The sequence below is a fragment of the Janthinobacterium sp. 64 genome (assembly GCF_002813325.1).
Taxonomy (GTDB): domain Bacteria; phylum Pseudomonadota; class Gammaproteobacteria; order Burkholderiales; family Burkholderiaceae_D; genus Janthinobacterium.
Map to the genome: position 1 here is coordinate 208071 of NZ_PHUG01000002.1, position 18181 is coordinate 226251.

Consider the following 18181-nt stretch of genomic DNA (forward strand, 5'->3'; position numbering starts at 1 on the left):
TCCGTCAGGCATGTTGCCCAAGAGCGGTCCGATGCCGTACGACTGTACTGGGATTGCCCCTGTTGTTGCCCGCCGCGAGCAAGCGCTTAACGGTAGCGCGCTCGCTGACGCCCAGCAGTGTTCCGATGGCTGCGGAGCCAACGCCACGCGTATCGAGTTTCTGTGCAATCGTTCGGCGCGCACTCATCGCCGTGATGCCGACGAAAGGCCCAAAGCTAAAAATACGTTTATAGGCAAGCAGGATATCGCTGCACAAGTATTGTATTCCGGCGCTGGTCTTCTTTTGTACGATCCGCATGTTCTCGCCGTCCGGGCGCAGAAAAAGCTTCGAGAAAGGAGCAAGCCCGCGGAAATGCTCGGCGTCGCCGATTCCCTGGTGTTTCGAGATCCTTTGGACAAGGTACAGGTCAATTGCCATATTCACTGCATCGCAGCAGAAATACACGGGCCGTTGCGTACCGTTGATGGCAACCTCTGGCCGAATGATGGATTGCGCGCGCACCGATCCGTCCGATGCAAGATAGTCGCGCACTTCCAGTCTGGCGATTTCCAGGGGCTTCGCTGCGGTAGAGAACAGGATCATCAGCAGCGCGACATCGCGTTGCGCATTTCGGCTATGCTGCCGAAGCTGCTGCGCTAGCGCATCGACCTGCTCGTCTGGCACTACGCATTTCTTCATGCGCGAGTGACAAGCGCGCTCCGGCGTGTAATGCTCCAGCGCCTCGAGGTAGGCGCTGCGATTGTCGCGCAGCATACGCGCCGTAGGAATGGCATAATCGGGCACATCGACCACGCCGACGATGGATTGCAGGTCGCGCGCAATGAGCCGGACTCGGTGCTGTATCGCCGTCCGCTTCAAGGTATACGCTTCGCCAACCTGCCCGTACGTCTGCCCTGACATCACGCGTTTAATCATATCAATTGATGCGGCGACATAGGCGGTGTCCATGTAAATCTCCCAATCATTCAGCTGAGAGCATCATGCCTCGCAATCCCTTCCGTCAGTAACCAATAGCGTCACGTTTTTAGTAGGCTTTTGGATCAGCATCGCACAGCGCCATAGCCGCCAGCATCTGTCTATGGCGGGACAGGAACACAGCTGCAGGCAATATGGAGCGCTACCAAAAGTGCATGCTATGCGCACGGCTACGCGTGAGGATGCACTATGCATCGATTGTTTGCGCTACAGTGATCATTGTGATGATCGTGTGTGCGCCTGGACTAATATCGAGCACCATCTGGCGTCCGCTTAGTTCTCACCCTACATCCACAGGGAAGCTGATGATGCGCGTATCTTTACTTGCCAAGGCACCCGCCATATATCAGGGCACCCTTCGCATCAACACCACTCCAGAGGCGAAAGTGCACACTCCCTCGCGCCTGCGCATGCGCAGGCGTCCCTGCATATTGACGCCACCGGCAAATCGTAGAACCGCCTTCGGCCCGATTCATACAAACACCGACCAAACGAAGCGAGAAGGGTTGGCCAGGCACACCTCCGACTTAATAGGCCAAAACCGCCAGCCAATGAAAATATAATACAATACCTTCGTTAGCGCAATTAACTGAGGTTAACTTATGACAAACAGATCACCGCGCTTACGCGCGGCCAACACCGTCTACAAAAGGAGCCTCTTATGGGCCGCCGATCCAAAAACAGCCTTTCACCGCTGGCTTGAAAAAGACGCGTACGAGGAAGGTCACAACTTCAGCGCCAAGACCATCGCGGTCTACACGTCGATGTGGGCGATCTTCATTGCCCACCTGCGGACATTCCGCGGCAAAAGCATCGTGCTGGCCGATGAAGAGGATATCCGTCACTTCCTGGATCAGGCGCATGTATGCAAACGTGTCGAAGCGCGCCAGCGCTATGCGCTACTGCTGCGGCGCGCTTACGCTGCCTTGCAGCAAGCCGATCCTGATTTCGTCAATCCGACCGAGGCGACCTTCCGCCCGGCAACCCAGCCTGCCGACGAAAAGCCGATGCCCTTTCTGCTCCCAGCTGAACGAGTACGCGTGTTTGCCCTGCTATGCGATACCAGCGATCCGCAGGATCAGGAGAACCTGGTGCGCATCCGCGCCAAGGCGATGTGTGCGTTGATGCTGGGCGCCGGGTTTAAGCCTGGTCAAGCCAACATAACCTCAGTTAATTGTGTAGGACATGGGCGCGAACGGTTTATCGTTGCGCCGCAATGCGGTACCATGACGTCTCATCGGGCCCTGGTGCATCCGGCTGCCTGGCCGGCGATTGACCGATGGCTGGCGTTGAGCGGAAGCGAAGGATTGATGTTTCCCGGCGCGCCCTCGGACAAGGAGCATCCGGTCGACTATGCACGAGCATTCATCGGTGCGAAAAAACTGCTGGCGGACCTGGGGACAATGGCTGGCGGCGAACGGGTCAGTCCGCAAACCCTGCGCAACTCCTACGGCGCCAGCCTGCTCGAGGATGGACTGGGCCTGGACGCCGTGCGGGAATACATGGGCTACTCCAGGATGGAGTTTGCCCGGCGCTTTTCACATGCCCATGCGGCATGGTGCCGCCGTTCCGGGCTACAGCAAAGCACGATAGAATCGACGTCCAGCAACAATCTGAACAATGCTCCACCACCCTCTTCTGAAAGCTGCCACGATGCATCCGATTAATCCAGCGGCAGAACAACGTATCACCGAGCTAGAAAACGCCCTTGCAAAAGCGGTCGACTATTTGCGCTCATTACCATTGAATCCGTCGAACCACCACGCCGCGACGGCTGCCGACCAGGTCCTGCAACAACCTGCCCTGCCAGTACACATGCTGTCGGGAACGGTGATGGCATCGGCCGGTGTGCTACTGCTGCGCGCCACGCTGCAAGGCAATCAGCTCGCCGTGCAAACAGCTGATCCAGGAACGGTGCCGGCCGCCTTCCGGGAACAGCATGCAGCGCAGCTGCGCGCGGCACTTATCCGCGGCATCACCATCGACCTGTCGGCTACATAAAGTCCATGGTGCGGTCTGACACTGGGCTGCTTTGCATATGCAGGCCGAACAAGACACCGAAAGTGGCGCCGCAGCTGATCCTGCGCGCGAAGCTAGCGTGGTGCCAGGCTGAACTGTTCAACGAAGGCCGCCAGTGCCTCAATGGTCGGTTCACCCCATAGCTCCTGGGCGTACCAGTTGGTAAACAGCGAGCGTGCCAGGACGTTCTCGACGCCGCGGTCCAGATTGACGGCCGTGTTCGTATTCTGATCCTTGAAGCGCTCAAAAATGGCGTTGCGATCGGCGTTATCGAGTTCGTTGTACAGGTCATACGCGTCCTGCGCGCGCGCCGCGAGGAACTTCTCCAATACCGTTGTGCCGCTGTCTTTCTTGGCGACGCTATTTTTTGCCGCGCTGCTTTTGAGCTGCAAGTTTTTCGCCGCATCAGCTCCCTGCTTCATCGTCCAACGGAAATAGGCAGCTGGAGAATCCAGTGGCGCACTACTCTTGTGATCAATCCGAGCCTGAACAAAGGCCACGGCGCTGCGGATCTTGTCGTCGCCATGCTGCGCCATCACATCAGCTGCATCGACCTGGGTCAGACCGAATTTCATGATGCTGCCCATCAGTTCCAGATCGATGACGGGCGGCGCTGCAAAACCAAGCTGCGGCTGCTTGGTATGCTCGACGCGAAACTGCAGGCGCTCGACGCGCCGGCCCACGCGGTGTTCGATGAGCTCAACCTGGATATCCGTGAGCGCATTGATCTCTGCCATCGCTGGCCGAATGACATCGCGCTTGAAATATTTATACTGCGGCGGTGGCGCATCCGCGGAAACAGGATTGCCGGTCAGCGCACCATACCAGTGTTCATACGTCTCGATCAGCGTGACCTTGGATGGATTGGTGGCATAGCGGCGGCAAATTTCATACAGCGCGAGCGACGAACCGGAACGCAGCAAGCCCTGGTAGAAAATGCTGAACCGCGTGTAAGTTCCCGGGGCCATGACCAGCTCATGCACTTCCGGTGGAAATGCAAAGCCAAACCAGACCTGCCCGGAATGCTTTTTCAAGCCCATCGGATTGACCAGCGTGACCGAAGCGACCAGGCGCTCGGACGTCCACTGGCGGTCATTTTCCATCAGCAGCTTGATGTTTTGCATCTCTTCGAGCTGGGCCTTCAGGAACTCGGTGTCTTTGCTATCGTAGGCAGCATCACGCGCCAGATCTGCCAAGCGAATCCAGAAGTATTTTTTTGACGCCGGCGTATCGATCGGCGAATTGACGCCCGTGACCTTCAGCTGCTGGGCGTGATACATCATGACGTTGAACACCTTACGGGTGAGCAAAGACATCTTGCCTTCCCGCACGCGCAGACCGATCGCATCATTCGTCTTGCGAAATTCCATCGATGGTGATGTCAGTTCGCCATTCTTGGCTGCTTTGGGTTTTCTCGTTGCCACGCCGATCCTCTTTCATCGAGAAAGCATGGCTCCACATGCCCATACTCGCCTTTACATGGTGCGAACTATAACGCGAATTGACTCACCTTTGCATGCTCGCACAGGAAATTTCACCAAAAAAAGTGATTTTTTTTTGAAAAATAATTCACCTTAAAATCGGACCACATACTGCGGACATGCACCGTTGACTAACAAGCTCCCTGTGCAAGCTCACCTGATATCACAGCCACATAAACAAGCATCTGACACCAGAGCCGCATGGCTGGCTGTGTCCAGTACTATTGCATCGACACGTCCATCGAACCAGCAATCTACCCAGAGCTACGCAATTTCGTCCATCACGTCCTTCATGCTCCCTGTGCAATCTCACCTATCGACGCTGTAGACGCCTCGCAGTGCCCTCAACCACATACCACTCGACCAAATTGACCTATTTCGCGTAAAAACGGCACCTGAAGACCATAGCACGCCAGCACACCGCCACAAATATCCAGCACTACCAAAAGCACTCCCCGTGGAAGCTCCTGCAAGAGACATCTCGAGGCGATACCAAGGCCTCTATCTAACGGCAATCAAATCTACTCCCTGTAAAACCTCCCCAAAAAAACTGACAGCCCACTGCTGTAACAACGCAAGACCACCGCTGGCCAGTAGTACCCGGCAAAAGAACAGCCTAAACTCATACAGCACTTCACCCGCCTCCACCCGAAGCAGCGCCTGATGGGAAAAAGTTATCCACATCTCCTCTTAAACACTGTCCCTGTGAAAACTCACCTTGATGACCTTCAGTCACCGTATCCCCTCCCCTCGGTACCCGTACAGTCTCACCATAAAAACATTCACTCCCTGACACGACTCACCGAACTCCCTGTACAGCCTCACCCCTGTCCCCGGCCAAGCTCACCGAATCCCCCGGAAAGCCGCATGAATGCTCGGTCTACGCGCGCTTAATTTGTATTTAAGGTTTTAAAAGGGTTCTTTATCAAAAAACCTCTCAAGCAAAAAAATATCCCAATGAACGTTTAACGATGACTCAACTGCCTAGAAATAGAGATAATTTAGTAAAAAATCAAGAAATTTCACTTGCTATAAAACAATGATATCGCTTCATAAAGAACATAAGCCATGCAATACAAGCAAATGTACTAGCTTTGCATGCATAGCGCATACAAAAAACATCGTCAGGACATGGACTACTCGATTTCGACATTAAGACACTAAAAAACTTTCCATAAACAAAACTAATCTGGCGACCACATACTATGTGAGACATATCTCTTTAACAAATGATAGATCGATAGCAACACTCTCTTACTCTGCCCCTGTAGAAGCTCCCCATAGGTAAATAGCGAGAAAAAGTATGGGTTAAATTGTTATAAAAACATCATTTTCTGCAAAAAACACATTCTATCTTTACCAATTAAGCAATTGATTAATAAATAAACAAAGAATGAGTCTCATCAATCTTAGTCCCTGTAAAAGCTCCTGCATGATCCCTCTGAGCTCAAATTTCAACATACTGTCAGTCCGTAGATACATATTTTCATCGCAAACGTTATCCAGACAGGATTCTAAAGGTGAGGTATTACAGGGAGTGTGAATCAAGATTACTGGAGAATGCTTTACGAAAGTTTCTAAAAGGAAACTAACATACCCGCCAAGTTTTCAGATCGCTCTGCTTCAGACTAATTTTCATCCACTCGGATCACGTCCGACCAGTACCTGGACAGACAGTTTGCTATGAATTCAGAGAATATTTGCTTGCTTGACCTGATGTCCCTGTAAAGGCTCACCATATACCGACTTCCTTTCCTAACGCTCCCTGTAAAAGCTCCCCAAACGTACCTGGGTCAATAGATCACTTATTAAGTTATCAATAAATCAATGCATGAGCTATGTTCGTGGTCCCTGTTCAAGCTCACCTATAACAGGCCTTGAGTATCTTCATCGCATTTATTGAATGAAAAACAATTAAATTCTGTCGTACAGACATGGACATCCGCTTTTCACATACCATAACGACAATTTTCACCCTCATGAAGGCCTGAAAAACGCATCCAGGCTTTTAAAAGAGACTATTCCTTTTAACTTGTCGATAGACTTTATTTTCGTCAATCTCCCTTTATTTGGAAAAGTTCGATTGAAAAGTACATTGAAACCCGCTATCATCATTGAAATAATCATCACCACGGGATCCACATGCGCGCATTTGAAGGTGTAAAGCAGAAACTAGCGATGGAATTGAGCGGCTTCACCGGTACGCCAAAAACGTTTCGCACACGGTATCGTGAACAAGCAGACAACAAGCACAAGCTCTACAGTGCCGCTGAAATCCGCGCTATCCGCTTCGGACTTCTGAATATTCCTCCAGATACCAAACGCCCTTTGACACTGCCACCAGTAATCGACACGCGCATGGCCAAGGGCGGCGTCGGCAAGACCACCATTTGCGGTAACGTCGCCAGCTGCATCGCCTTGTCAGGCTACCGCGTACTATTGATTGATGGTGATCCACAGTCGTCGCTGACGAGCCTGTATGGCATCAACTGGCTTGACGAAGAAATTACGCACATTGGCGAGCTGATGAAACGCACCTCGCAAGGTCAGCGTGCGCATCCAGAAAAGGCGATCCGCTCGATCTATCCTGATGGCATGCTGGATCTGATCCCAAGCGACATCACCATGGTCGACGAATCTTGGCTGATGGGCGCCATGAACCGGGAGCAGGCTTTTACACGCTTGCTGGAGGCGGAGATCGAGTTTTTCAGCCAGTACGACGTCATCATCATTGATTCCGCACCAGGAACATCCGTCCTGGCCACGACGTTCATGGTTGCCTGCAAGACCCTGCTGACCGTGGTGACAGCCGAAGGACAGGCCATTGCAGCACTCGACGTGCTCGCATCGAACGTACAAGAAATCAATGCTGCTTTTGGGCGGCAAGGAATTCATTTGGACGTGCACATTGTGGTGAACCAGTTCAATACGTCGAAAACACCGCACCAGTACCAGCTGTCAAAACTACTGCCGAAATTTCCTGGCAAGATCAACGACACCATCATCCGTGATTTTGTCGGCTTCCTGCGCGAATCGGATCCCGACAACATCAGTAGCAATGGCCCCGTACTGGAGAAAGAGCCCAATAGCGGGGGCGCACGCGACATCATCGACTTAACCAAGTCGCTTATCAAACTATACGGCCTGCGCTTGGCTGGCACGACATTACCAGGGCAGGAAAAATTATGAGCAGAAAACCATTGAAAGTATCCGGCCTGATTCAGTCTGGCCGTCTGGTGCCGCAGGCCGGCATCACCGCATCGACTGCATTTGATACCCCAGCAGAATCCCCAGCGGCAGAGATTCGCCAGGATCAACCAGCTGAAGTGGCTTACAACGCCCAGCCTGCTAACACCCCAGCGGTTGTAGCGCCGGTGAATGCGCTCGGCGTGGAGAAGCTGATTGATCTGGATCTGCTCGACGACAGCCCATTTCAAACCCGGTTGAAGTATGACCCGGAACGTATCGATGAAATTTCACAGTCGTTCCTGAGCGCTGGACAAAGCACACCCATTACGGCACGCCAGATGCCTAACGGCCGCTACGAAATCATCAAAGGCCAGACGCGCAAAAAGGCTGCCATCAACATCGGCTGGAAGCAGGCACGCGTCCTGGTTGTCTCGAGAACGGATCGGGAAGCCGAACTGGACGTCATGGTCGACAACACCGGCGCGCCTCCGACCGAGTACGAAGAAGCACTGATGTTCCGCAAGGCGATGAGCAAGGAATATGCGACCACACAAAAGGCAGTCGCTGCGATGTTCCTGGTTTCTCAGGCCAAGGTCTCCAATGGCCTGGCGATGCTCAACCTGCCTGCCGAAGTACTCAGCCTGCTGGATGAAGAACCCGGATTATTTGGCGCGCATGCGGCAAAAGTGATCCATTCGCTGTGGGAGACTTATCCTACCCACCACCACGTCATCCTGAAGGCCATCCAGCGCCTCAAGGAAGGCGCTGACCAGGGATCGATACAAGTGTGGGTCACACAGCAAATTAACGCCGCCAGCCGCCCTCCCCGGGCGCAGAAGCACTTGATTCCTTCTTCGTCAGGTGCACCGCGGTATTTGACACAGGCGAAGGACCGCGACATCATCGTGCGTATTTCAGACCGATCGATCGATGCTGCGATGGTGCATCAAAAGATTGATGAAATGCTAAGAAAAATGGCTGACGAAGTAACGGAATAATTTAATAAATTCAATTAAATCAATGACTTACAGAGTATTACTGAGTAATAACATGATCTGTTATACGTCAAAAGCCTGGGATTCCCCAGGCTTTTTTTTGGAAGTTGATTGCTCATATCCGGATACTCTGGTGGAATAAAACGCCGAGAGATCTGCCACGTTTTCGATATCCACCCGTCTCAAGAGAACGGCGATAAATCTAATGTTGTTGGCGTAACTGAAGCCAAACATCCAATCGACCACTCGATCACACATATCTTATCCAACCATGGCAACCATTGCATAAAAATGGCTCGTTGCTGTGCAATGCCAGTACCAGTTTCTCTCGATTCAACATCCATAGATTATGCAGGAGAAGCATGGCCAATTTCAGCTGCATTGGGGAGCGCTGTGGATTGTGACGTAACAACACCGCATCCAGGATCATCTGCGGGCTATTTTTGCCTAGGTAAGAAAACTAGCCTTGATGCGAATGGTGAGATCGAACAGGGACCACTCCCCGAGAATGGCTTTATCTAGCATCTCGCTCCATACCGTACAACGTGCCAGGTGCATTTCCATCACAGCACTCTTATTCTAGAAGCATGGATTTTCATTCAAGGTGAGATGTGGCAGGGAGTCAATTCCATGTCATCGCTATGCATTCCTAATGTAGATTCACTGACAGACATCATTTCCATGATCAAGCATCACTTCTTATCCTTCCTGAAACCGTTGCATGCTGGCCACCAATAGCTTTCCAGGTGTATTTAGCATTACATGAAGCTGTAGAGGTGCTGTTACGCAGATAGCTAATAACAACCTGATATTTTTTATCCATTAAAGGTGAGCTTTATCAGGGACTATCAAAAGTAGTCCCTGATAAAGCTCACCTAATACCCGCGTGGGTAACTTGACAGGAAAATCGCTTTGGAGACGTGCCGGCGATAGTTGGCTGGTATCGTCTTTTGCCAGTTGTTCACGCTGCAGAATTGATTGGCATACAAAGAACGGTTTCTTGATTATTTAGGCCATCGCCGGCGTATAGGTTTCTTGGTTGCCAAGATGCCGCCACAATCTCACCCACCGCCGGTTGAGCAGAAGTTTTCGCTAATATACTGGCCGCAAATACTGCAACAATCAGTGCCTGACGCCCCATAACGAAATGTACATTCAGGACATCGATATGGTATTTCCGACATGTCTGTCAGTGTTTGACTACCCTACTGTCTGCTGTCTGGATAGAATAGATGCGGCGAGACGACTGGAGTCGTTCTGACAGTGTGCTGACAACCTGGCGTTAGACTGGGAAGATTCCTTGTCTTTCACCTGGCTAGACGTCAACTGCATTGTGGCTAGTATGGCTTGCGCAGTCTGCTGTCATCTATCCGCTATCAAGTCCTGGCATTCTCTTGTGGTTCTAGCCTACGCGGCACGACAGAAGGCACTCAGGCCACTCGAGCACAAGTGACTTGGTGCCACGCTAGCCAGATGTTCTTCAACCCTGTTGTGCCAGCTGTTCTGTTGTTTGTTCGGAGGCATGTCTGCAGACCTACTCTCAGTTCAAGGCATTGCTCTTTTAAAGGGAGCTTCTACGGGGAGCCAAACTCTTGAGGCCAGAAATCGCCATGTCCTTGCATTCACGCTGCGCGATCATGTTTACTGGCGAGTCAGTCCTGCACTTTCGCCATAAGATAGGATAGAGGTATAGATGTGCATCTCACAATTGCCGAAGACTACGATGTTATTTGTTCTCAATTACCACACCCAGAAGGGCGTAGCTTGAAAGGCGAATACCCCGAGAATTCAGGTACTGCGTTGCAAGTGTGTGCAAGACCGAGGCCGGGATGCGTCATCCAACTCCGGCCGATACCGGCTTGCAACATTCTCAAGGAGAGCGAGGTAGTGAATCTGCTACCTCCACCGGAAGGCACGTAAGTGCAAACTGTTACGGATTTTCATGGCAACGCGACAAAAGACTCAACGTGGTTGTAGTGGTTATGGATAATCGGTAGCAGTCCTTGATGCCGTGTACACCGAAGCGAGAAGAGAGCCTTATTGCCTGCTGCAGTACGCGGATTCATAGCTGTTTCCGTTCTATATCCAGTTTGCCGAGCGTCTTCGAGAAACAGGCGTCTTGCAGCCCCTGCAGTTGTCGTTCGACTTCGGCAGAAAAACCACCAGCCTGGCGCTCTGCCGTATCGAAGACGCTGTCGACGCCAGCGGCGTGGCCGAGTGTATTTCCTGTTCCAGCTGCTACAGCAGTGTTACTGCCATCCGTGATGCCCTGCTCGGCCCGTGCAGCCGCGCGGCGCTGGCGCCGGGACAATCTTCGCTATCGCTCACAGCAGTTCAACAACCGCAGCAGACCGACGGACTGGCAGCAGCCGTGCATCGATACGACCATGGCATGCGTTGTCCGGCTACGCCGCCTGGAAACGGTCGCGCACCTGGCTCAGGAATTGGTGTGCTTCGACATGCAACTGCCGCAGAATTCGTACATCAGCGGCGTCGGCTATCAGCAGGGTATGCTTGCCGACTACGAAGTGCACGAGTACCTGGATGGAAAATTTGGGCACACCTCTGCCTATTGTGATGCCACCGTCGTCCCGCTGCAGATGGAACACATTCATGCGTGCCGCCGGCGCCTCGAACCATGTGAGCAACCTGACACTAGCGTGCAGACTCTGCTCCAGTAACAAGGCTGCGCAGATCATCCGGGACTTCTTGGTGAATACCTCGGCGAGGCTGACACGCATCCTGCACCAGGTAAGAATGCCGCTGCGCGATGCGGCCGCCGTCATGCCACGCGCGTGCTGCTGGCGACACTTAAAAGACCGCTCTTTGGATTCAGACGGGAACCGGCGGGCACACGAAGTGGAACCGCAGCCGGTTCGGCCTGGTCAAGACGCATGCGCTGGACGCTGCCTGTGTGGGCACGGCATGCACGGGACAATCCTGCACATCACCTGCACCGGGTCGTGTCCGCTCTGCAAGACCCTGCGCCACCGGTTCGGCTTCTAGCGCGCCTGCACCTGAGGCGGAAGAAGACCGCATTGGGTTTTCGCACTGGCGACCTGGTGATGGTGCGGTCCGGCAAGGGCCAGGGCGTGCACAAAGGCCGCATCCCCATCCGTATGACGGGCAATTTCAACATTCAGTCGGGCCGTGCCGGCGCCGCGACGTTGTAAGGCATCGGGCGCAGACATTGCCGACTGCTGCAGCGTGCAGACGGTTACGGTTCTGTGTGGCAAACGACACTTTCCCCACAACCGGTGACAGAGGCAGCGACCGCTCAACGGTCCGTTCCTTCAATATTACTCAGTAATACTGTCTAACTCATTGATTTTATTGGAGTTCCCAAAGAAATTGCGCAGTAGGTCATCAGAACAGTGGTCGCGGCCAGATAGCGGCTACTGTTGAGGAGCCAGCCTCTCCTGAACTGCAGCATCGGGACAGCGGTAGGTGACATCGAGTTATCCGATCACAAATGTCGCGGTGTGGGTATGGACCTTTTATACAATCAATCTCTGTAATGCAAGGTACCACGCGATGTGACTTTGATCTGTTGCACGCAAAACCTCGCCTTTCAGGGCAGGTTAAGAATATTGGCTGCGAAGATCTCTGGTTTGGCATGGCTAGTTCCTGGTCTGCGGTTGCTCGATGTGCTGACGGATAGCGGCGGCAAAGTGTGAGGGCGACTATAGTGCGCCATCCGAATGCATCTTACGGATCGGAAGACGAAGACGTCATTCCTTTGCGTCGATTGCGGATACCCAAATTAATTGAGCGCGATCAATGTTATAAAGTGAGGACAGCGCTTGTTTGCCTGTGGGGAGATGGCGCAATCAGCTCACTCGCGGAGGCGGGTCCCAGTGATGCAACCCGGAAATCATTGTGCAGCGCTGTAGGAATTCCTGTTCTTTAGGGGGGATATCAACGTTCAAAGGCACTCTGCCTTGTAACATACAACCAGGAGGCCTGCTTCCTCAATAAAACGCGGACGGGCATTCAATGTGCCATGCGGGGCAGTCCCGTGATCCATGGGCTACCTTCACTTGTCATCTCTGGTCTGGCTTATCGCTACACCGTTTCGATATAATCTGTATTAAATCAAAGAGTTAGACGGTATTACTGAGTAATATCAGGGATGGCTGTATTTCAGCGTGTCAATGTGCCATCGGCTGGTGGATGACTTTGCAATTCTTTAAAATCCGCCTGAGGAACGTCAACCGCCATCAAGGAAAGCCCCATCTATCTGCATTGGCCGGCGGCGTCTTGAGGGAGTCTTGGAAGGGGAACTGGTGCCAATCAAATATCATTTCAAGAAAAGAGTGACGTGGTTAGAGCTGTAGTAAAACAGGCTAAACAGCCTGGTTATACGGCTGGAGCATTCGACGTTGGCTCATCCTTCTCACACGCCAATCCTTCCAGGAGAAAAACAATGCACGACAAGCAGAAACAAACCATGCTCGCCCTGGTGCAGCATAACGCTAGCAGTGCTTGGCACAGACATGAGATGCTCAGAAGCGCTATGAATGCAGCCTAACCTCATCGCCGAGTATGTAGTTGACTACTCCGCTGACAGAAATCCGGCAGATGGTGTCGTCTGCTGATCATGTAGGGTTGCTGCAAATGATTGCTACCGGGCGTTGACCTGGAGCGATGTGCATGTACCACCGCAAGCCAAGCCTTAGAGGGTGTAGACCAAATCAACAAGGAAATTGTGGCATGCTATCTCGATGTGGGAAGAGCATGCCATGGCAACGACACATCCACAAGACGGCACTGAACCGTCAAGCAGTGCTGGCGGCAGACTGCCAGCGTTCAAATCTGAACATATCGCAGTTTTGCACGATATCGTCATAGAACGCGCCCAGGCCAGCTTGCAGGAAATCGCTGACGAACTGCATCACCGCTGCGCTCTACGCGTGTGCGCAGCAACGATTCGTCGTGTCCTACGCGTGTTAGACGTCGTACGGCGCAAGCAACTACGCGGTACGGTCGCCGTGCGAGCCGAGGGAGCCAAGCGATATGGCTACACGGCGGCCCACAGGAGAAAGGCGATCTATCCGTACAGCACGAACCTGACAGATGCCTAATGGGAACTGGTTGCTGATTTGTTCGAGGGAATGCCCGGACAGCGAGGCACGCCCGTGCATTACAGCCACCGCGATCTTGTCAATGTGTGTTCTTACGTGCTGCGGACAGGCTGTGCCTGGCGGCTGTTACCCGATAGTCGTTTACCCCCTAGCGGGCAGTCTACAAGGCGTTTTCGCGCTGTGTTGACGCCGGTGTATTCGAACAGATGCAAGTCCGGCTGCGCAAACAATGGCGGGTACGCATGGGACGCGCAAGTACGCCAAGCGCGGCAATCATTGATGCACAGTCCACCCGTATCTCGCCACAAGGTCGCGCAAGCGGATTTGATGCAGGCAAGAAGGTTAAAGGGCGCAAGCGTCATCTCGTGGTCGATACCATGGGGCTGATCATCGCCGTGTCCGTCACCGCCGCGAGCGTGCAAGACCGGGATGCGGCAGCAACCGTGGTGACGCAAGCGTGCAGCATGAGCCCTCGCCTGGACAAGCTCTATATCGACCGCGCCTATGGCGGGAAATGTGCACATGCCATCGAGCAGGCGCACCATATTCGCGTTGCAGTGGTTCGTCATCCAGGTAATGGTACGACCGGAACGCTGCACGATGCCAAGACTACCCCTAAATTCTCAGCCTTGGAAACGCTCGCCGATTGGCAATGGCCGCCACCTCGGGGTCGGGGCGCAGGGCGTCAATGGATATTGGATCGGCTGCATTTTCGGTATCTGCAGGGACGCTAATTTGATGCTTCCGGTGTACATGTTGGGACCTAGCTCGGCACTCCAAATGAATCGGGTAGGTGTTTCAAGTAAAAATGGTACAGGGGACCTGTTGAAATATTCAAACATGGAACGCTTGACGTCGCCGCGCGCTTGCCGCCCCTCGTTATAGGCTTTCACCGCACCTTCCTTGGATTTCCACATTCCCCTACTAAAGCGAATTCATCAGTCAAGACAATGTCATCGAGATAGGTGTTTCATGGCACGATGGCGCCTTCAATTTCCCCGGTTGTAAGGTTGCGCTGAATCGTGACACGCGCCACAGGCAATGGACTATTGTCGCCGGATGTGCCACGTGCGACAGGGAGCGGTATCTGACGCGAAAGCGAAGCAGTGCCAGCTTGAATAAAGACGGTGGCTACTTCAGGTCCATTGCCGGAATAATAGTTAACGCCAACTTGATACTCGCCTGTCAGGATACGAGTACAGCTTGCATAGTAGTGCTCGGGACCGAAAGACGTGGTGTCGTCGACGTCAAGGTAGCCGGCGGCGCCCGATTGTCTGGCATAGTAAACGTGGGTGCCGTTAGGTTCAAACACATGCAGATCAACGTCCGGCTGCGCACCCCACGTTAGCGTTACCGTGAACGGTCCCTGACCGCTTGGGTTGGGAACAGGGGTCAGCGCCGCGAAGGAGCTTTTTGTGGCCGCCAGAATATCCTTTTCCGCTGGACGCTTGGCGTCCATATAAGCGCTGATGAAATTATGCCCCATCGTTCTAGTCAGGATGTCGCGCAGGCTATAGCCATTGCTGGTAGTGGTAGATAGCGCGAAGGGAACAGCGCGGATCACCAAATCCTCGGTGAGCGTCACGTGTGATACAGAGGATTTTTCCAGGCGCGTATCGGGCACAGCGATGCCAACCTGGCCCAATGCGGCGCGTCGGTGCTGATCGACGGTCAGCGCAAGTATGGAGTTCGCCCACAAATTCCCCTGCGAATGGGCCACTAATAATACCTTGCTGCCTTGATCGATATCGGCATTGACGCCGTTGAGCATCCGCTGCAAAGTCCCCGCATCCGGGTTGCCGTTCATGACAGCGACCGCACTCAAAATAGTTGTAATCGGCGTGTTGAGCGGCTCAGGAATCGGCTCCAAGGACATAACCATCCTAATTGCTCGGGATAAGCCAAGGCCGGTCTGCTGCATGATGACCTCGATAAAATCGATTGCGCCGCCAGCTCCACGTGCATATTTCTTGCCAGAGGGGTTGTACAGTACTTTGAACCTGGGTGGCACTGTTTCGGATGGATTGGCGGCCAGGTAGCGTTCCATCAGCACATCACTATTCTGTTGTGCTTCGGTGTCGCTCGTCAGCACCCCGTTGATGGAAAAGACGACACGGTCGGTGGAACACGAAGGGCTCGTTTGAGAAAGTGCTAGTCCACTTGTCAGCAGCAGAGTGAGCAGTGACAGCGTTTGAAATGTAAGACGCAGCATGACAGCCTCCGAGTCATCGAGAGAAGTAAAGGACAGCGTTAGCGTGCTGTGATCGCGAAATCGCAGTTCGCTGCACTTTTCGGTGGCGACTCGAAGACCTCGCCGGCCAGCAGATCATCCTGTCGGGACCACATACGATAACGGGCCAACGTGTTGAATTGCAAAGCAAAGAGCTCTTGGGCACGGCGGTGGCCTTCGACCGCACCGTATAAAAAGACCAGGCAACTGCGGTTGCGCCATGCCTTGATATTGATGGCTTTGGCCTCAGCAGCGTTACCGGTCGGTATTGCGAGCATTGCCTGATAGGTTTTGGATAATTCGCGCAATGCCTTTACCGTATTCGCATCTGTTCTATAGGTGAGGGCGATATAGCGTTGCACATCATCGCGTACGCCGTCCCTGTCACTGTCTACTCCGAGCAGCGGAATTTCGCCTCCTGGTCCTGGATCGGGTGGTAGGCCCGGCGGTTCGGCTACTGCTGCGTCCGCGAAAAACTGGACCGTAAACGGTATCCGCGGCACGTTGTTGATCTTCACTGTCGTACGTACTGACTGTCCCTGATTCAAATTTCCGGTTGGCAAGGGAATGTCGATGAACGCTTTGCCGTCGGTCGTCACGCCTGTCCCGTTCGACAATGACACGACACTCGGATTGACTTGTACGATCAAGCGTAATGGTGAGGCATAGCTCTGTTGGCCGGTATTAGTTAGGGTCACGACACTGTCGAATGTGGCGGTGCTACGGTTGAGCACTAACGCGCTGCGCGATATATGTGTTGTCGCCGTCACGTCTGTGGCGCAGGCGTGGGTTGCGAGGAAACTACCTATCATGCCAAGCACACAAACACTGGCGTTGCGCTGCCATATCGATGGGATGAACACAACATTGATCGTTGCTGAGACGACGTTGTCACGTACTGACCGGCGCCGTCGGCACACCAGCAAGGCGGCAGCAAGCAGACCCACCACCATGAGCGGTAGCGTACCGGGTTCCGGTATCGCTGCCACATCCACAGTGATCTCCACTCCCGTAGCTTGATACAGCACGAGTTGTGGCGAGTTGCCTATGCTTAATAGAAGTAATGCATTGGCGCCGGTTGGGTCCGATGACGTGATCAATGATTGGCCGCTGACTGGGTCGAGCAGGAATAGTGAGAAGCCATCGGGAAAACCGGTGCCGCCGGCAGGATGGGCCGTCGCATTGACTGTAAAGGAAAAGGCGGTGCCGAAGACGAAATCCTGCAAATACTCGCTAAAGAACTGGCCATCCGATAGGTTCACCGCCGCCGGTAGCTCACCGGTCACGGAGCCGACACTCTGCACGGAGCCGAGGCTTCCGTCAGAGGAGAAGCCGGCAATCGTAACGCTGTTGGTGGGGCCACCGCCATCGATCAGGTTGAAGGCGAGTTGACCTGCGATGCCATGCAAAGCTGGCGTGTGGATCGTCAAGAAAATCGGCGCCGCCCATGAGGTGGGACAAAGGAAGAGCAGTGCCACGGATAGCGCCGCAAGACTACGGGCAAGGTTTGTTCGCCTGGCTGGCCAGCGGCGTTGCGTACCAGTTGATCCATTCGGGTAGAAAAGGAAGAGCATGATTGTGTCTCCTATGAATCGACGTCGCGCTGTCGAAGCAGGGCGCTGTCTCGAACCGCTTCACCTGGCCGCCGTAGTCCTGTATTCAGTTCGAATGCAAGAAGTGGGCCGCAGTCGCAGTATGTAGAAAAAGTCGCATGAAATCAGTAGATTGCTGTTTGCGTTGCGACGTTCGACGATTCGTTTCGGGAATTGTTGGCAGCGTGTGTAAAGATTTCCGACGACGTTGACTGCAGTGTGCCGGATTTATCGAACGCGGTGATTTGCACCCTGTCATTCGGGTGTCAAGTCATTGCGCGGCATCGCGTGTCCGCTGTTGCGGGCCCGGACGCAATTGGTTACCTTTGACGCCGTTGATCAGATGGTGCCTTGTCGGCGCCGACAGCGGTGGCGTGTAGCGGCAGGAAATCAGGCACGCCGCCCGGTGACGGCCTGCCGCTGGCACGCGCCGGTGGTGCCAGCATGCCTGTGGCGCGTGTGGCTGTCTCCCATAAAAGGCCTGTGCCGTTGACCTGCTGGCCGGTGCAGTGGCGGCAGCCGGCTGCGGTTGACGGCCAGGCTGCTGGCTAGCCTCCCGGACCAGGCCCGATGCATACGCAAACAGCCCCACTTTGCTGCCCAACTGGCCGGTGG

At 53.7% G+C, this 18181-nt stretch carries 12 protein-coding genes and 1 pseudogene; 9 read left to right on the forward strand and 4 right to left on the reverse strand.

What is annotated here, in order from left to right; genetic code table 11:
* Window positions 1-4 precede the first annotated feature (4 nt).
* Entirely contained in the window at window positions 5-949 is a 945-nt protein-coding gene (locus CLU91_RS27300; RefSeq protein ID WP_100877055.1) for a site-specific integrase, read from the reverse strand.
* 629 nt (window positions 950-1578) lie between these two features.
* On the opposite strand from CLU91_RS27300, the gene CLU91_RS27305 reads away from it, so the two are divergent.
* Together CLU91_RS27305 and CLU91_RS27310 are read left to right on the forward strand one after the other, a co-directional pair.
* Window positions 1579-2643 carry a tyrosine-type recombinase/integrase gene (locus CLU91_RS27305; RefSeq protein WP_100877056.1) on the forward strand — a complete coding sequence of 355 codons (1065 nt, stop codon included), beginning with the start codon at window positions 1579-1581 and terminating at the stop codon, window positions 2641-2643.
* Window positions 2630-2977 (forward strand): hypothetical protein, encoded by a 348-nt coding sequence (locus tag CLU91_RS27310; RefSeq protein WP_157814864.1) that lies wholly within the window; start codon window positions 2630-2632, stop codon window positions 2975-2977. The genes CLU91_RS27305 and CLU91_RS27310 overlap by 14 nt, the downstream gene beginning before the upstream one ends.
* Window positions 2978-3069: 92 nt before the next feature.
* On the opposite strand, the gene CLU91_RS27315 is transcribed toward CLU91_RS27310, so the two are convergent.
* Window positions 3070-4419 (reverse strand): replication initiation protein, encoded by a 1350-nt coding sequence (locus tag CLU91_RS27315; protein WP_157814865.1) that lies wholly within the window; start codon window positions 4417-4419, stop codon window positions 3070-3072.
* 2199 nt (window positions 4420-6618) lie between these two features.
* Between CLU91_RS27315 and CLU91_RS27325 the strand changes: the two genes are divergently transcribed.
* The 7 genes and pseudogenes from CLU91_RS27325 to CLU91_RS27350 all read left to right on the forward strand — a co-directional run bounded on the left by CLU91_RS27325 (window position 6619) and on the right by CLU91_RS27350 (window position 14478).
* Window positions 6619-7665, forward strand: a complete 1047-nt coding sequence (locus tag CLU91_RS27325; protein ID WP_082654459.1) for a ParA family protein — start codon at window positions 6619-6621, stop codon at window positions 7663-7665.
* Window positions 7662-8663, forward strand: coding sequence for a ParB/RepB/Spo0J family partition protein (locus CLU91_RS27330; protein WP_100877060.1), 1002 nt, complete (start codon window positions 7662-7664; stop codon window positions 8661-8663). Before CLU91_RS27325 ends, CLU91_RS27330 begins: the two co-directional genes overlap by 4 nt.
* 2261 nt (window positions 8664-10924) lie before the next feature.
* Window positions 10925-11341, forward strand: coding sequence for an RRXRR domain-containing protein (locus CLU91_RS28855; protein WP_442906617.1), 417 nt, complete (start codon window positions 10925-10927; stop codon window positions 11339-11341).
* Between the two features lie 357 nt (window positions 11342-11698).
* Window positions 11699-11833: a hypothetical protein gene (locus tag CLU91_RS28750; RefSeq protein WP_269800660.1), complete on the forward strand. Its 135-nt coding sequence runs from the start codon at window positions 11699-11701 to the stop codon at window positions 11831-11833.
* A 1569-nt stretch (window positions 11834-13402) separates the two neighbouring features.
* Window positions 13403-13744 carry a hypothetical protein gene (locus CLU91_RS28130; RefSeq protein ID WP_157814867.1) on the forward strand — a complete coding sequence of 114 codons (342 nt, stop codon included), beginning with the start codon at window positions 13403-13405 and terminating at the stop codon, window positions 13742-13744.
* A 6-nt stretch (window positions 13745-13750) separates the two neighbouring features.
* Window positions 13751-13912 (forward strand): annotated as a pseudogene (locus CLU91_RS28860) (transposase); the annotation flags it as partial.
* Between the two features lie 74 nt (window positions 13913-13986).
* On the forward strand, window positions 13987-14478 hold the full coding sequence (locus CLU91_RS27350; RefSeq protein ID WP_100877064.1) for a transposase: 492 nt from the start codon (window positions 13987-13989) through the stop codon (window positions 14476-14478).
* Window positions 14479-14714: 236 nt separating this feature from the next.
* Here CLU91_RS27350 and CLU91_RS27355 read toward each other — a convergent pair whose 3' ends face one another.
* Entirely contained in the window at window positions 14715-15956 is a 1242-nt protein-coding gene (locus tag CLU91_RS27355) for a YfaP family protein (protein WP_100877065.1), read from the reverse strand.
* A gap of 38 nt (window positions 15957-15994) precedes the next feature.
* Complete coding sequence (locus CLU91_RS27360; RefSeq protein WP_100877066.1) at window positions 15995-17548, reverse strand: NF038129 family PEP-CTERM protein; 1554 nt, start codon at window positions 17546-17548, stop codon at window positions 15995-15997.
* Window positions 17549-18181: the final 633 nt, after the last annotated feature.

What these genes read in the sequence shown, in the direction of transcription:
- CLU91_RS27300 (WP_100877055.1), bottom strand. Translation starts at nt 949, where the DNA reads ATGGACACCGCCTATGTCGCCGCATCAATTGATATGATTAAACGCGTG.
- CLU91_RS27305 (WP_100877056.1), top strand. Translation starts at nt 1,579, where the DNA reads ATGACAAACAGATCACCGCGCTTACGCGCGGCCAACACCGTCTACAAA.
- CLU91_RS27310 (WP_157814864.1), top strand. Translation starts at nt 2,630, where the DNA reads ATGCATCCGATTAATCCAGCGGCAGAACAACGTATCACCGAGCTAGAA.
- CLU91_RS27325 (WP_082654459.1), top strand. Translation starts at nt 6,619, where the DNA reads ATGCGCGCATTTGAAGGTGTAAAGCAGAAACTAGCGATGGAATTGAGC.
- CLU91_RS27330 (WP_100877060.1), top strand. Translation starts at nt 7,662, where the DNA reads ATGAGCAGAAAACCATTGAAAGTATCCGGCCTGATTCAGTCTGGCCGT.
- CLU91_RS28855 (WP_442906617.1), top strand. Translation starts at nt 10,925, where the DNA reads ATGCCCTGCTCGGCCCGTGCAGCCGCGCGGCGCTGGCGCCGGGACAAT.
- CLU91_RS28130 (WP_157814867.1), top strand. Translation starts at nt 13,403, where the DNA reads ATGGCAACGACACATCCACAAGACGGCACTGAACCGTCAAGCAGTGCT.
- CLU91_RS27350 (WP_100877064.1), top strand. Translation starts at nt 13,987, where the DNA reads ATGGGACGCGCAAGTACGCCAAGCGCGGCAATCATTGATGCACAGTCC.
- CLU91_RS27355 (WP_100877065.1), bottom strand. Translation starts at nt 15,956, where the DNA reads ATGCTGCGTCTTACATTTCAAACGCTGTCACTGCTCACTCTGCTGCTG.
- CLU91_RS27360 (WP_100877066.1), bottom strand. Translation starts at nt 17,548, where the DNA reads ATGCTCTTCCTTTTCTACCCGAATGGATCAACTGGTACGCAACGCCGC.